We start from the raw sequence: 14110 nt of genomic DNA, 5'->3' as shown, positions 1-14110 counted from the left end.
AGCTCGGTGATGAGCAAGAAGATCGCCGAAGGGGCGGGCGCGTTGGTGCTCGACGTCAAGGTCGGTTCCGGCGCGTTGCTGAGCTCGGAATCGCGGTGTCGTGAGCTGGCCGAGACCATGGTGGCGCTGGGCGCAGAGCATCGGCTGCCGGCGTGTGCGGTGTTGACCGACATGAACAGTCCGCTGGGCGCGACAGCTGGCAACGCGCTCGAAGTCGCCGAGGCGCTGGAGGTATTGGCCGGCGGGGGACCGCCGGACGTGGTGGAGCTGACGCTTCGGCTGGCCGGCGAGATGCTGCAGATCGCCGGCATCGACGGGCGGGACCCGGCGCAGACGCTGTGTGACGGCACCGCGATGGACCGATTCCGCGCGCTGGTCGCCGCGCAGGGCGGTGACTTGTCCGTACCGTTGCCAGTTGGTAAGTACTCCGAAACCGTGACCGCCGGTCGGAGCGGCAGAATGGGCGATATCGACGCAATGGCAGTGGGGCTGGCGGTGTGGCGGCTCGGAGCGGGCAGGTCCCGCCCGGGCGAGCTGGTCCAGCCCGGCGCCGGCATCCGAATCCACCGTCGTCCCGGCGAGCCGGTGGCTGCGGGCGAGCCGCTGTTCACGCTGTACACCGACACCCCGGACCGCTTCGAGTCCGCGATGACCGAATTGGACATCGGCTGGAGCGTCGTCGACACGCCCCCCATCCGGCGACCGCTGATCATCGGTCGGATCACCTGATGAAGACGCCGCTGAGGCTGGAGACGATCAAGCGAGCGCCGAAGGCGCTGCTGCACGATCACCTCGACGGCGGGCTGCGCCCGGCGACGGTGATCGACATCGCCGGTCAGATCGGCTATGACGAACTGCCCGCCACCGAGGTCGACGAACTGACGCGGTGGTTTCACACCCAGTCGCACAGCGGATCGCTGGAGCGCTACCTCGAGCCGTTCTCGCACACCGTCGCGGTGATGCAGACGCCCGAGTCGCTGCACCGTGTCGCCTACGAATGCGTGGAAGACCTGTCCGCCGACTCGGTGGTGTACGCCGAGGTCCGGTTCGCCCCCGAACTGCACATCAACCGCGGACTCTCATTCGACGCCGTCGTCGATGCGGTGCTGGCGGGTTTCGCCGACGGGGAGAAAGCCGCCGCAGCCGCGGGGCGGCCTATCGTCGTGCGCTGCCTGGTCACCGCGATGCGGCACGCAGCGCTGTCCCGCGAAATCGCCGAGTTGGCAATCCGATTCCGCGACAAGGGCGTGGTCGGATTCGACATCGCCGGTGCGGAGGCCGGCTATCCGCCAACCCGGCACCTGGACGCTTTCGAGTACATGCGAAACAACAACGCTCGCTTCACGATTCACGCTGGTGAGGCGTTCGGGCTACCGTCCATCCATGAGGCGATCGCGTTCTGCGGTGCTGACCGGCTGGGCCACGGGGTGCGGATCGTCGACGACATCGACGTCGCCGAGGACGGCACGGTGCGACTGGGTCGATTGGCATCGATATTGCGGGACAAGCGGATTCCGTTGGAGCTGTGCCCCAGCTCCAATGTCCAGACCGGCGCGGTCGACAGCATCGCCGAGCACCCCTTCGATCTGCTGGCCCGTACGCGGTTCCGGGTCACGGTCAACACCGACAACCGGTTGATGAGCGACACGACGATGAGCCGTGAAATGCTGGTTCTCGTTGACGCGTTCGGCTACGGCTGGAGTGACCTCGAGCGGTTCACCATCAATGCGATGAAGTCGGCTTTCATTCCCTTCGACGAGCGACTCGTGATCATCGACGAAGTCATCAAACCGCGTTTCGCCGTGTTGATCGGCTAAGCCGCCGCCACTACATCACGACGTGGCCGGCGTCGACGGGCACCGTTATGCCCGTGACGTAGCGTGCTCGCGGGCTGACGAGCCACAGCACTGCTTCGGTGACGTCCTGCGACTCGACCAGTGGCACGTCGGGGAGCAAGGTTTGCGAGACGGCCGGATTCGGGTTCTCGGTCATCCCTTTTATCACGAAGTCGTTAAGGATCATCGGCGTGGCAACGCCGCTGGGGTGTACCGAGTTGACCCGAATTTTGTGTGGCGCATAAGCATTCGCGGCTGACCGCATCAGGCCCACCACGCCGTGCTTGGACGCGGCGTAGGCGAACATCGCGGCACTGCCGTCACCACCGCGACCGATCAAGCCCTGCGACGAACTGACCAAAACGACCGACCCGCCGCGTCCCTTGCGGATGATCGACGGCACCGTCGCGAGCAGCGTGTGCCAAACACCTTTGAGGTTGGTGTCGACGATGGTCGTGAACAACGGTTCGGCCCGCGTCTGCGGGTCGCCGATCGCCACCACGCCCGCGTTGGCGATGACGATATCGATCTCGCCGACCTCGCCGATCCCAGCCTGCACTCCGGCCTCCAAGGCAGCGAGGTCGCGGACGTCGGCGACGACGGGCACCGCCGTGCGGCCGGCGGCTTGCACCAGCCGGGCGGTCTCGTCGAGATCGGACTTGGTGCCCAGTGGGTAGGGAATCGTGTCGATGTCGGCACAGATGTCGACCGCGATGATGTCGGCGCCCCGTTCGGCCAGCGCGACGGCATGGCTGCGGCCCTGGCCGCGCGCGGCGCCGGTGATGACGGCGACGGTGTTGTCGAGTTCACCCATGACGGGAAAGGTACCTGGCGGGTGGCTATTCGCCGCAAAACGACCGAGAGTCGGGTCAGTTCTGCCACCATTGGGATTCGACATGAGCGCCGCCAGTGACGAAGATCCCAGCGACGCCGGGGATTGTGGGGGTACCACCCGCTTGCGGGGGAGAGCAGGCGACATGAGCGACAGTGCACAGGAAATCACCAACCTGATTTACCGATACGCCGAACTTCTGGATGCCGGCGACTTGGACGGGGTAGCCGGGCTGTTCGCTCATGGTCGTATCTGCGGAGTCGAGAACGGTCCGCCCGAGACGGTGTTCGACGGAACCGCCAGGGTGCGGCGGATGTATGAGATGGCCACCCGGATCTACGAGGACGACGGCACCCCGAAGACCAAGCACAACACCAGCAATGTGCAGCTTGAGATCAACGAGGCCGACGGCACCGCATGCAGCAGGTCCTACTACTGCGTCACGCAGGCCACGCCGGAATTGCCATTGCAGGTCATCGTCACCGGGCATTACAAGGACACGTTTCACCGGCTGGACGGCGTGTGGTGGTTTGGCAGCCGCACCATGTTCGTCGACCAGGTTGGCGATGTCAGCCATCACCTGAAGTTCTGACCGCGTGACACACTCGAGCGCCGAGGGGCTCAAGGCAGACCCCTTTGACCTGGCCGCCGTGCTGGCCGACGCGCAGCGCAAGGAATCGCTGACCGATTGGGGTCCCGGGGAATTCGAGCGTCCGCTTGGCGTGTTGTTGGCCGACTACGCGGCCGCCGACCTCAACGTGGTCGGAGTGCATATCCTGCGCTCGGGCATCGTGCACAGCCTGCGGATGCGCCTGCGTGCCCAGGAGTGGATTCGCCGCCACCCGGAGATCCGCGAGGAGCGGATCGCCGCGCCGATAGTCGTCGTCGGGATGATGCGCAGCGGGACCACACTGTTACAGCGGCTGCTGGCCGCCGACCCCCGTTTCAACTGCGCCTACGGTTGGGAGGTGGTCGAGGCCGCGCCTCGCCTCGACCACCGGTTCACCTGTCTCGATCCGCGGATCGCCGTCAGCGAAGCGCGCGAAGCCAAGTCCCGCGAATTGGCGCCGGACCTGTTCGTCATCCATCCCATGTATGCGCGGGAAGCCGAAGAGGAAATCGTCTTCCTGGCCGACGCGTTTTTGTCGCATGTTCCCGAATCCGGTGCACACCTTCCGAATTACCGATCTTGGCTCGACAAGCAGGATTTCGCTCCGGCCTACCGCTACTTACAGCGGATGCTGCAGTTTTTGCAGTGGCAGAAGCGGCAAAGAATTCCGGAGCGGCACTGGTCGCCTAAGCGCTGGGTGCTCAAATCACCGGCCCACCTCGGCTATCTCGACTTACTGCGGGCGCAGTTTCCCGACCTGCACATCGTGCACATGCACCGCGACCCCGCCACCACGATCGCGTCGGGGGCAAGCCTCAACGCGACCTTGCACGCGATGCACGCCGACACTGTCGACCTGCAACAGGTGGGCGCCGAGTGGTTGCAGCGGATGGGCTGGGCCAATGACCGTGCGATGGCGGTCCGGGAAAGCTGGGCCTCGCAAAAGGGGAGGGCGGCTGCACAGGTCACCGATATCGCTTTCCAAGACGCGGTAGCGGACCCGATCGGACAAGTGGCCCGGGTGTACGACGCAGTTGGCTTGCCGCTTACCGCCGAGGCGGAAAGTGCGATGCGACGCTGGCTTGACGAACGGCCCCGCGAGGCAGCACGCCCGCCCTACGGCCTAGAGAATTACGGCTTGCGGCAAGCGCAGGTTGATGAGCGGTTCGCGTCGTACAACAAGCGTTTTCGGCAGTATGTCGGGAAGTGAGGAGACTTCATGCCAGACGACCCGGTCGCGACAGCGTCCCAGCACGCACAGGAATTGGCAGCGCTTGAGCTGATCGAACACCCGAGAGTGAAAGCGGCTTACCGCGCCGTCGCGGAAACCTGGCTCGGCCGGGCGAAGGCCTCGGAAGCGATGCGCGAGCGATTTGATGATGCGTTCGCAGAGGTGATGTTCTCGGCAGCGGTGTGGTCGTCCAATCAGGACAAGTTGCGGCCCAAAGTCAGCTGCATCACTCGGCTGGCGCACCCGGTGGACGGGCGTCGAATCCCCGGATCGCGTTGGGGCATAGACAATCCCGACAGTGTGTACCGGGTGATTCCGATATCGGGTGACGAACGATACGAGATTCACGGCCGCGTCGGCGAGCACCGCATGACCGAGAACTACTTCACGTTGTGGGATGCGCATATGGGCACCGTCGATGTGCTCAACGGTCGCACCATGCAGGTGGACTCCGACGGCAGCTTCACCATCACCGTCGATGCCGAACCCGCCAACGGGCGGCCTAACCACGTTCGCACCACTCCTGAGGCGCACGAGTTCTACATCCGCGATGTACTGCTGGATTGGGGCCGTGACGACCCCAATTACTTTGCGGTGCAACGACTGGGCGGCCCACCGTTAGCGCCTGCGCGCACACTCGACGAACAAGCCGAGGCGGCCGCGGCGATGATGGCGTATTTCGCCGACTTCACCGGAAAGCTCAGCCACGGCGTGTACAAGATGCCGCCCAACCACTTCAACCTGGCGTGGTCGGCCGACAGGGTCGGCGCGATGCGCAACCAGGTTTACGTGATGGGCCGCTTCGATCTCGCCGAAGATGAGGCGTTTGTGGTCGACGTCAGCGACGGCGGCGCCGAATACTTTACGGTGCCGCTGAGCAACATCTGGGGCACCACGCTCGACATCGTCGACCGCACCGGCAGCCTCAACAAGGCGCAGTCGGTTGCCAACGAGGACGGCACGTACACCTACGTGATCTCGCCCGTCGATCCGGGCGTGACGAACTGGATCGACTCCAGTGGGCTGCGAGAGGGCATCCTGACTTTGCGGATGGCCGAGTTCGGTGTGGCCGGTCCGCGTGAGGATCTCGGCGCCCGCGGACGGGTCGTCAAGTTAGACCGGCTCGACACCGAAGTGCCGCATTTGCTGCGGGTGAGCGCCGAGCAGCGGGCGGCGCAACTCGCGGAACGGCGAACGGCGTACTTGCGGCGCCTGCCGGAAGGGACGGCCTGAGGTGACTTCTCCGACGGCGGAAGCCGCCAGTTTCTTTTCATGCCGCGTGGGCATGATGGGCCAGTCCGGCCCGCAGGATGTTGCGTGCGGCGTGTTCGTCTGCCGGGGCGGTGTGACCGCAGTGTTGGCAGGCGAATTCCGCTTGCGTGACGCGGTTGTCGCGCGCTGCGTGCCCGCAGCGCGCGCATCCGTCGGAGGTGTGCCGAGGGTCGATCTCAATCCAAGCCCGCCCAGCGTCTTCCGCTTTGGCGCGCAGTATCGAGACGAACTGGCCCCAGCCAGCGTCACTGATCGATCGGTTGAGCCCCGTTTTCGCCCGGGCTCTGTTGGGCAGGAACATGCCGGGATTGTCGGGGTCCGGGACGGGTTTGGCCCGGCGCAGCATGCTTGCGATCTTCAAGTCCTCCACGACGATCAGGTCGTATCGCGCGGCGAGCTCGCGGGCTTGTTTGTGATGAAAGTCCTTACGCTGGTTGGCGATCTTGCGATGCCGCGCGGCGACGGTTTCCCGTTTGGCCGCACGATTCTTCCCACCGCGGCGGGCCCGTTGGAGCCGCTGCTGGGCTGCGGCCAGCCGTCCCGCCGCGGCGCGCGCCCAGCGCGGATTGTCGACGTGCTGGCCGTTGCTGGTGGTGGCAAAGCTGACGACGCCGACGTCGATGCCGACCTGACGGCCGGTCATGGGCAGTGGATTGGTGGGGACGTCATCACAGGACAGCACCAGCATCCAGCGTCGCCCTTGTCGCTTGATCTGGATCGTCTTCACCCGGCCCGCCACCTCGCGGTGCAGTTCAACCTTGACCTGGCCGATGCCCTGCAGATACACGCGGCGCTGCTCGGGCAGCCAGCGAGCACCATCACCGTCTTTAGGCCACTCCACGCTGTCGAACCGGCCAGCACCCTTGAAGCGCGGATACCCCGCCGTCTGCACAGCCTTAACACGGCGGAAGAACCCGGCGAACGCCTTGTTCAACCGCCGCAACGTCGCTTGCTGACTGGAAAACGACCACACCGCTTGATCCGGGCGCACCGCGCGCATCTCAGTCAGCTGCGCCGACTGCTCCCAATAGCTGATCCGCGTCTTACTGGCGTGCGACCAGCCATCCCTGCGTTCCTGCAACGCCGCGTTGTAAAGCTCGCGGTGCGCGTTGACACACGCCGCCAACGCCACATGCTGGCGGGCGGTGGGCCGCAACCGAAACACGTACGCCCGCCTCACAACAGATCCACTCCACGACGAGGAAAGCGACGGCCGAACATGACCGCACCCTGTGCAACGAGACCGACAAAACCTGCCAGACCACGTTATTCACCAGCCCCGATTCCCCCGGTGGCTAAAGACCCCGGTCCCCTCCGGGCGCACTGATGGCGCGTTGGCTGATCACCGGATGCTCCACCGGCTTTGGCCGCGAGATCGCACGGGCAGCCCTTGAGGACGGCCACAGTGTGGTGGTGACTGCGCGACGGGCCGAGGCGGTGCAGGCCTTCGTCGACGAGTTCGGGGATCGCGCCGTTGCGGTTGCTCTCGATGTGACCGACGCGAGCCAGATCGCTGCCGCGGTCTCGGTGGCCGAGAAAGCGTTCGGCGGAATCGACGTGCTGGTCAACAACGCCGGCCACGGCTATTTGGCTGCGGTCGAGGAAGGCGAAGACGCCGAGGTCCGAAAGCTGTTCGATGTCAACTACTTCGGTTCCGTCGACATGATCAAGGCGGTGCTGCCGTCGATGCGGGCCCGCGGCTCCGGGCATATCATCAATATCTCGTCGATGACCGGTCTGGTGGCCAACCCGCCCAACGCGTACTACTCGTCGACCAAGTTCGCGCTGGAGGCGGTGACCGAAGCACTGGCCACCGAGGTGCGACCGCTGGGCATCAAGGTCACCGCCATTGAGCCGGGCGCCTTCCGCACCGACTGGGCGACGAGATCGATGAAAGAGTCCGGCCGGCCGATCGCCGACTACGTTGACGTAGCAGCGCGTAAGGACCTCATCAAGCAGTTCGCCGACCATCTGCCTGGCGACCCGCGCAAGGTGGCCGAGGCAGTGCTGATGGTGACCAAGCTCGACGAACCGCCGCTGCGGTTGCTGCTGGGGCGCGACGTGCTCAAGGCGATGCGTGACAGGATTGCCGCGATGACGGCGTCGATCGAGGAGTGGAAGTCCGTCACCAAGGACGTGAACTTCCCCCGCTGATGTCGTCGGCGGCTTGCGGCGCTATTCGCGCCTTAGCCGCGACTCCACGAACCGCTCCAGCTCTTCCCATGCTTCTACCGCCTTGGCATACGGAGGCGCGGGCTTGCTCACCGAGTTGGGCTCGAGAAGGTAGGCCGCCAGCTTGCCCAACGGGCGTTCGATCGCGAGCGCCTTGTCGACGGTGTTGTCCTCGGCGTAGTCCCCGACATCGCGAAGCAACTCGACAGCCAGCTCTAGCTGGTCATGGTCCACCGTGTCCGGCCCGTCGGCTATATCGTCGGCCAGCCCGGTCAGCACGTAGACGTTGTCTCCGGTGATGTCGATCGTCAGCGAGCCGTCAGTGGCGGCGGTGCGGATGTCGTCATAGGTGCTCAGGTCGGACAAATCGTGGTCGTGCTCATCGGCGAGATACCGCGCCAGGGCCCGCTCCGAGGTGAACACGCTGATTCGACCATTGCGTCCCAGGAAGATTGGCCGGTCGTCGAAGTAGCAGCGCAGCGTGTAAAAGGTGCCTGCGCCTGTCATGATCCGGATCGGATCGATGCCGACTTTCGACCAGAAGTCTTCGTCGCTGCCCAACACCACCTCGTCGTCGGCAGCACGGGCCTTTCCAGCGTCGGTCTTGGGGTCGTCGGCACTCTCCGCCGGGGCCTCGGTCCTTTGCTCGTCTTCGGTCTCCGGCTCTTCTTCTTCGAGGTGCTCCTCTTCAAACGGTTCGGCCAGCTCGGCCGCGGCGGCGTCGGAAACGGCGCTGTCGACGTCAGGAGTACTGATGATCTCGTCCACCGCGCTGAGTACGCCGTCCCAGCTACGTCCGATGACCTCGGCGATCACATTCCAGCGCTTTAGGCCGGCTTTGCCGGCGAAATGGCCGATTCCGCCGGACAACGTGCCCAAGGTCGGGTTGCCGTTGAAAAACTTCATCACCGCCGGCAGCTCGCAGACCGACCCGATGGACGAGACGATCGCCAGCGCGTTCGCCAGCGCGGTCACCGACTCCTGGGTCGGTTTCTCGGAGACCAGCTCTTCAACCGCGATCAGGTCGAATTGCTTGTCGGCGGCGGGCTCGAGCTTGTGGGCGTTGGCCTCGGTCAGCCGCTTCCACCCGGGGTGGTCCACCAAGTCGTTGTCGGTGTTGGTGCGTACGAATGCCGCCAGGTCAGCGGGCGTTGCGAACGCGTAGAGGTCCTCGTCCTTACCCAGAAACGCCTCCCACTCGTCGCCTGCGTCGCGCCAGCGGGGCGCCCACACGGTGTAGCGCTCACCGTCGGTCAGGCTCAGGCAGATGGGGAGGAGGTCAGCAGCCATGCGGCACAGAATAGCGACGGGCCGCGCGGGCGCCGGACCGAGTCCGCGGTTAGGCGCCCCAAATGTCGGTGATGGCGGGCGCTCTGGTTGCGTAGCCGAGCTTAGGCAGCCCGTACATCTGCTCCAGCGTAGACAACACGTTGTAGTGGCTGATCAGCTCGCTATAGGTGCCGGGCCTGATGTTCGCCCCATAGATCACCGTAGGAATCTGATTCCCCGAGGTGTTGTCGTCCTCGTCCCAGGTCAGGATCAGCAGGCTGTTGTTGGCTTTCGCCCATTCGGCGTATTGCGACAAGTTCTGATACAGCCATGCGTCGCCCTGCGCGATCGAGCCGTCGTGCATGTCGTGGTCGAGGTTCGGGGTGACGAACGCGACCGTCGGCAGGCTGGCGTAGTTCTGAGGATTTCCTGGGGCCGGAAACGCGGAAAACGGAAGCGAGTAGGAGGCTGGGATATTGCTGAAGCTCACCCAGGGCACGTGCTTGCGCGCATACTTGCCCGCCTTGCATTCCGTCGAGCCCACCGCGGGCAGGCTCTCCGCGTAGCCCACGAACGTGTAACCGGCGGCGAGCAATTCCGAGCCGAGGTTGGGTGTATTGCCGGCGTTGACCGGACAAACGTTGTCCTTGACCAATGTATTGCCGGCGAATAATGCGTAGTAGTTGGGTTCGCTCGGATGGACCTCGGCGAACGACTGTGCCATCATCGCGCCGCCCGCGGCCAACTGGTTGATATAGGGGGCGGACTTGTTTCCGATGATGTTGGTTTGCGAGCGATTCTCTTCCACCACGACGACGACGTGCGCCGGGGTCGGAACCGCGGCGGCCTTGAAGTCCACCGGACCGGCTTCCTGGCCTCGATGAGCCGACGGCCACGACATCAACACAATGGAAACCGCCAGTACGCCGAATAGGCTGACCGCTCGATATCGCTTGCCATTCCGCGATGGTCGGCGACGCATGGCGGGAGTATATGAGTCGTAGTCCCCCCTAATTGGTCCACCCGCACGCGTGTCGAGTGGGGAAGAGCGACGGACAAATTTGCTAATTACGTCATAACGGATGCCCGAACGGGCATGATGTTTGCCAATCGCCGGGGCAGGGACAATCGAACGCGATTTATCGCTGTATTCTCGGCTGGCGCGGTTTACCGGCTGGGAGGTCGCGATGTCAGCATCGAGGTTGCGTTCTCGGGGTTATGCGGCGTTGCTGATTGGCTGCGCCGCGGTCACCGGCGCGATGTCGATAGGACTGTGGGCCTTCCCGGCTGAGCTGAAAGCGATCATCGCGGAGGCCAGGTTGCTGGCTAGCGACGTGGGCTTGATCATGGGCGGCACCGGAGACCCCACCCCCGACAGCGGTTACCTCAGCGAAGTCGAATCGCTGTACCTCAGCCAAGACAGCGGCTACCAGTTCGACGCACTGCCCACACCGGAGCAGTTCTGTCCGATCACCTGCAATGCCGGTGAGCCTGATTTGGGGTTCGGCGACTCGGTGAACGTCGGCGTCAGTGACCTGAACAACGCGATCGACTCGGCATTCCAGGGCGGAGATGACGTCCACGTCGCGGTGTTGGGCTATTCGCAGAGCGCGACCATTGCCACCGTTGAGATGAACGACCTGATCAGCAACAACCACGGAGTGCCCCTGAACGACTTGAGCTTCACGCTGCTAGGTGACCCCAACAGCCCGATTGGCGGCATCCTGGACCGTTTCCAGTTTCCCGACGGCGTCGGCGCGTTCAGCTTAAGCCCTGAGCCTCAACACGTTCCGTTCCTGGACATCCCGCTTAGCCTGGCAACCACCCCGACCGACCCCTTCACCACCGACATCTACACCGGCGAGTACGACGGCTGGGCCGACTTTCCCGAGGACCCCAGCAACATCTTCGCCGACATCAACGCCCTCATTGGGATCGAGACGGTGCACCCCTACTATCCGGATCCGACTCCCGGGGTGAACTTGGACACCAGCAACATGATCGATCTCGGCACCATCGGGAACACCACCTTCTACGATATTCCCGCGCCGCTGCCGGTGCTGGCGTTCATGTACGACGGTGGGCCGGCCGGGCAGTTCTTCTACGATCTCTTCGACCCGTATGCGAGCCTCTACGACGACTGGGCCTACGGCAACCCCGGCGATCCGGCGTATGGGATCGACCCGAGTGACGGCACTCCAGTCGATGGAAGCGGGATCGGTGATGTCGGCCCCTGGCAGGTCGACGCGACGGGTCAACTTATGGAATCCGGAGTCGCTGGGTTCATTCCGACGATGGATCCGCTGGAGATGCTGGCCGGCACGGAATACGCCTCGGTGCAGGAGTTCGTCGGGCCCATCGACGCCCTGCTGGCGGATGCCGGGCAGTCAGCGATTCCGACATCGGTCGTCGACACTTTGGACGATCTCTCCGGCTACGACTTGACCAATGAACTGAACAGTTCCCTGATCACCGGGTTGGACGATCTAGGGAACCTGGTTGGCCAGAGTGACCTTGCGGACACCATCTTCAGTGGCGATCCGCTGATCTCCGGGCAGCCGCTGATCGACCTGGTCGGTTACGGGTTCGACATCTTCAACTTCTTCGGCGCCTAACCCACGGCCGGCGGGCTACGGTCGAGTCCTGTGGACGTCCGTGTCGTTGACCACCCGCTGGCCGCGGCCCGGCTGACCACACTGCGCGACGAGCACACCAATAGTGCGGGGTTTCGTGCGGCGTTGCGTGACCTGACCCTGATGCTGGTGTACGAGGCCACTCGTGACGCGCCCCGCGAGACGGTCACTGTGCGCACACCATTGGCCGAGACGGTTGGAACACGGCTGGCCAATCCACCGCTGCTGGTGCCGGTGTTGCGGGCCGGGCTGGGCATGGTCGATCAGGCGCATGCGCTGCTACCGGAGGCGCGGGTGGGCTTCGTCGGTGTCGCCCGCGACGAGGAAACGGCGTTGCCCGTGCCGTATCTGGAGTCACTGCCCGACGATCTGCGCAGCCAACCGGTAATGGTCCTGGACCCGATGTTGGCCACCGGCGGGTCGATGACCCACACCATCGGGTTGCTGCAGCGGCGCGGCGCCGACGACATCACCGCGCTGTGTGTGGTGGTGGCGCCGGAAGGCATCGCGGCGCTGGAGAAAGCAGCGCCCAACGTGCGGTTGTTTACCGCGGCCATCGATGACCGCCTCAACGACGTGGCGTACATCGTCCCGGGCCTCGGCGACGCCGGCGATCGCCAATTCGGGCCGCGCTGAGTTACCAGTGCTGCACAGACGACGCCAGCTCGTCGCAGAGCGCGGTCGCGTGCCGGCGAACACCGGCCAGATCCTCGGCCACCGCGGCCCGAACTTCGATGTAGCACTTGACCTTCGGCTCGGTACCCGATGGTCGGACCACGACCCGGATCGACGTATCGTCGTCACCGCCCGTGAAGATCAGCGCATCGCTGCGATCCACACCGGGGCGCTGCAGCAGATCCGTTGTGGTCGAAGCGAATCCGGCCAAGCGATTGGGCGGCGAAGTGCGCAGCCGACGCATCAACGAGGTTGCCTCGCCCGTGTCGGTCACCGCCCGCGACAACGCGGCGCCGACGTGCACCCCGAAGCGGCGGGCTAGGTCGTCGAGCGCATCGAGGACCGAGCGCCCTTGCTGTCTCAGTGTCGCGACCAGATCGCAGGCGAGCACCGCGGCGCTGATGCCGTCCTTATCCCGGACCGCTGCCGGGTCGACGCAGTACCCGATCGCTTCCTCGTAGGCATAGATCAACGTGCTGCCGGGCAAATCGCTATCGGCGCGGGCCAGCCATTTGAACCCGGTCAGGGTCTCCACATGGCGGGCGCCCCAGTGCGCGGCGATCGCCGAAAGCATCCGCGACGACACCACGGTGCTGGCCACCACACTGGTGGCGAGCTCGCCCGGTTGGGTCCGCGACAAGATGAAATCGCCAAGCAGCCAACCCGTCTCGTCGCCGGAAAGCATTCGCCAACCCGCCGGTGTGGGTATCCCGACTGCGCAGCGATCGGCGTCAGGATCGAGCGCGATCGCGATCTCGGCGTCGACATCTGCTGCCAGCGTCAACAGCGCGTCCGTGGCACCCGGCTCTTCGGGATTGGGGAACCGGACGGTCGGGAAGTCAGGATCGGGCCGAAACTGGCTGGCCACGGTATGCACATCGACGAAGCCGGCTCGTCGCAGCGTCTCGACGGCCAATTCGCCGCCCACCCCGTGCAGGGGCGTCAGTGCCACCCGGACCAGCCCCGACGAGCCCCGCACCCGCACGGCCCGCTCGATGTAATGCTCGACCAGCAGTGCGTCGGCCGGTTCGACGTGCGCCCTGGCGATCTCGTCAGCGAAAGGGGCTGCGGCCATCGCGGTTTCAATCTCGTGGTCGGTGGGCGAGATGATCTGGATTCCCCCATCGAGATACACCTTGTAGCCGTTATCGGCCGGCGGATTGTGCGAGGCGGTGATCTGGATGCCTCCCGCCGCGCCGGTGTTCCGCACGGCAAACGCCAGCACCGGTGTGGGTACCGGATCCGGAAACAGCATTACCGAAAAGCCTGCAGCGGCAAGAACTTCGGCTGCAGCTATCGCGAATGCGGTCGAACCGTGCCGAGCGTCGCGCCCGACGATCACCGTCGAACGAGCGAGGTCGCGTTCGGTGAGCACCTTTGCCACCGCCCAGGTGGCGCGCAACACCACGGCGAGGTTCATCGCGTCCGGGCCGCCACGGACTGGGCCGCGCAGTCCTGCGGTGCCGAATGCCAGCGGCCGGGCGAACCGCGCAGCGAGCTCGGCGTGATCGCACTGGGCGAGCTCGGCAGCCGTCACCGGATCGGGGTCGTGGGCGATCCATTCGTCCGGCGTCATGCCAG

The 14110-nt window shown here is 64.9% G+C and carries 12 protein-coding genes and 1 pseudogene; 8 read left to right on the top strand and 5 right to left on the bottom strand.

Features of this window, described 5'->3' with window-relative positions; all coding sequences use genetic code 11:
* Window positions 1–729: pseudogene (locus tag VEI45_RS17880) on the top strand (thymidine phosphorylase); the annotation flags it as partial.
* Window positions 729–1817, top strand: a complete 1089-nt coding sequence (locus tag VEI45_RS17875; RefSeq protein WP_324855583.1) for an adenosine deaminase — start codon at window positions 729–731, stop codon at window positions 1815–1817. The pseudogene VEI45_RS17880 and the gene VEI45_RS17875, both read left to right, overlap by 1 nt.
* 10 nt (window positions 1818–1827) lie before the next feature.
* On the opposite strand, the gene VEI45_RS17870 is transcribed toward VEI45_RS17875, so the two are convergent.
* Window positions 1828–2649 carry a mycofactocin-coupled SDR family oxidoreductase gene (locus tag VEI45_RS17870; RefSeq protein ID WP_324855581.1) on the bottom strand — a complete coding sequence of 274 codons (822 nt, stop codon included), beginning with the start codon at window positions 2647–2649 and terminating at the stop codon, window positions 1828–1830.
* Window positions 2650–2812: 163 nt separating this feature from the next.
* Here VEI45_RS17870 and VEI45_RS17865 point away from each other — a divergent pair, with 163 nt between their 5' ends.
* The 3 genes from VEI45_RS17865 to VEI45_RS17855 are packed head-to-tail and all read left to right on the top strand — an operon-like array spanning window position 2813 to window position 5741.
* Window positions 2813–3259 (top strand): nuclear transport factor 2 family protein, encoded by a 447-nt coding sequence (locus tag VEI45_RS17865; RefSeq protein ID WP_324855580.1) that lies wholly within the window; start codon window positions 2813–2815, stop codon window positions 3257–3259.
* A 4-nt stretch (window positions 3260–3263) separates the two neighbouring features.
* Window positions 3264–4487: a sulfotransferase gene (locus VEI45_RS17860; protein WP_324855578.1), complete on the top strand. Its 1224-nt coding sequence runs from the start codon at window positions 3264–3266 to the stop codon at window positions 4485–4487.
* 9 nt (window positions 4488–4496) lie between these two features.
* Window positions 4497–5741 (top strand): hypothetical protein, encoded by a 1245-nt coding sequence (locus tag VEI45_RS17855; protein WP_324855576.1) that lies wholly within the window; start codon window positions 4497–4499, stop codon window positions 5739–5741.
* A gap of 37 nt (window positions 5742–5778) precedes the next feature.
* On the opposite strand, the gene VEI45_RS17850 is transcribed toward VEI45_RS17855, so the two are convergent.
* On the bottom strand, window positions 5779–6960 hold the full coding sequence (locus VEI45_RS17850; RefSeq protein ID WP_324855575.1) for a transposase: 1182 nt from the start codon (window positions 6958–6960) through the stop codon (window positions 5779–5781).
* 146 nt (window positions 6961–7106) lie between these two features.
* On the opposite strand from VEI45_RS17850, the gene VEI45_RS17845 reads away from it, so the two are divergent.
* Window positions 7107–7934: an oxidoreductase gene (locus tag VEI45_RS17845; RefSeq protein WP_324855573.1), complete on the top strand. Its 828-nt coding sequence runs from the start codon at window positions 7107–7109 to the stop codon at window positions 7932–7934.
* Between the two features lie 21 nt (window positions 7935–7955).
* Here VEI45_RS17845 and VEI45_RS17840 read toward each other — a convergent pair whose 3' ends face one another.
* Both VEI45_RS17840 and VEI45_RS17835 read right to left on the bottom strand, forming a co-directional pair.
* Window positions 7956–9242, bottom strand: a complete 1287-nt coding sequence (locus VEI45_RS17840) for a primosomal protein (RefSeq protein ID WP_324855571.1) — start codon at window positions 9240–9242, stop codon at window positions 7956–7958.
* 49 nt (window positions 9243–9291) lie between these two features.
* Window positions 9292–10203, bottom strand: coding sequence for an alkaline phosphatase family protein (locus tag VEI45_RS17835; RefSeq protein ID WP_324855569.1), 912 nt, complete (start codon window positions 10201–10203; stop codon window positions 9292–9294).
* Between the two features lie 205 nt (window positions 10204–10408).
* Between VEI45_RS17835 and VEI45_RS17830 the strand changes: the two genes are divergently transcribed.
* Together VEI45_RS17830 and upp are read left to right on the top strand one after the other, a co-directional pair.
* On the top strand, window positions 10409–11836 hold the full coding sequence (locus VEI45_RS17830; RefSeq protein ID WP_324855567.1) for a PE-PPE domain-containing protein: 1428 nt from the start codon (window positions 10409–10411) through the stop codon (window positions 11834–11836).
* A 30-nt stretch (window positions 11837–11866) separates the two neighbouring features.
* Complete coding sequence (gene upp, locus VEI45_RS17825; RefSeq protein WP_324855565.1) at window positions 11867–12490, top strand: uracil phosphoribosyltransferase; 624 nt, start codon at window positions 11867–11869, stop codon at window positions 12488–12490.
* A gap of 1 nt (window position 12491) precedes the next feature.
* On the opposite strand, the gene VEI45_RS17820 is transcribed toward upp, so the two are convergent.
* Window positions 12492–14105: a phospho-sugar mutase gene (locus VEI45_RS17820; RefSeq protein ID WP_324855563.1), complete on the bottom strand. Its 1614-nt coding sequence runs from the start codon at window positions 14103–14105 to the stop codon at window positions 12492–12494.
* Window positions 14106–14110: the final 5 nt, after the last annotated feature.

This window comes from Mycobacterium sp. (assembly GCF_035623875.1).
In the GTDB taxonomy this organism is placed as follows: domain Bacteria; phylum Actinomycetota; class Actinomycetes; order Mycobacteriales; family Mycobacteriaceae; genus Mycobacterium.
Note: the sequence above shows the minus strand (reverse complement) of the source record. Positions and strands in the feature narration are given on the sequence as shown.

Bases quoted from the DNA above. Each gene is read 5' to 3' on its own strand.
- VEI45_RS17875 (WP_324855583.1), top strand. From the start codon at position 729: ATGAAGACGCCGCTGAGGCTGGAGACGATCAAGCGAGCGCCGAAGGCG.
- VEI45_RS17870 (WP_324855581.1), bottom strand. From the start codon at position 2,649: ATGGGTGAACTCGACAACACCGTCGCCGTCATCACCGGCGCCGCGCGC.
- VEI45_RS17865 (WP_324855580.1), top strand. From the start codon at position 2,813: ATGAGCGACAGTGCACAGGAAATCACCAACCTGATTTACCGATACGCC.
- VEI45_RS17855 (WP_324855576.1), top strand. From the start codon at position 4,497: ATGCCAGACGACCCGGTCGCGACAGCGTCCCAGCACGCACAGGAATTG.
- VEI45_RS17845 (WP_324855573.1), top strand. From the start codon at position 7,107: ATGGCGCGTTGGCTGATCACCGGATGCTCCACCGGCTTTGGCCGCGAG.
- VEI45_RS17840 (WP_324855571.1), bottom strand. From the start codon at position 9,242: ATGGCTGCTGACCTCCTCCCCATCTGCCTGAGCCTGACCGACGGTGAG.
- VEI45_RS17835 (WP_324855569.1), bottom strand. From the start codon at position 10,203: ATGCGTCGCCGACCATCGCGGAATGGCAAGCGATATCGAGCGGTCAGC.
- VEI45_RS17830 (WP_324855567.1), top strand. From the start codon at position 10,409: ATGTCAGCATCGAGGTTGCGTTCTCGGGGTTATGCGGCGTTGCTGATT.
- VEI45_RS17820 (WP_324855563.1), bottom strand. From the start codon at position 14,105: ATGACGCCGGACGAATGGATCGCCCACGACCCCGATCCGGTGACGGCT.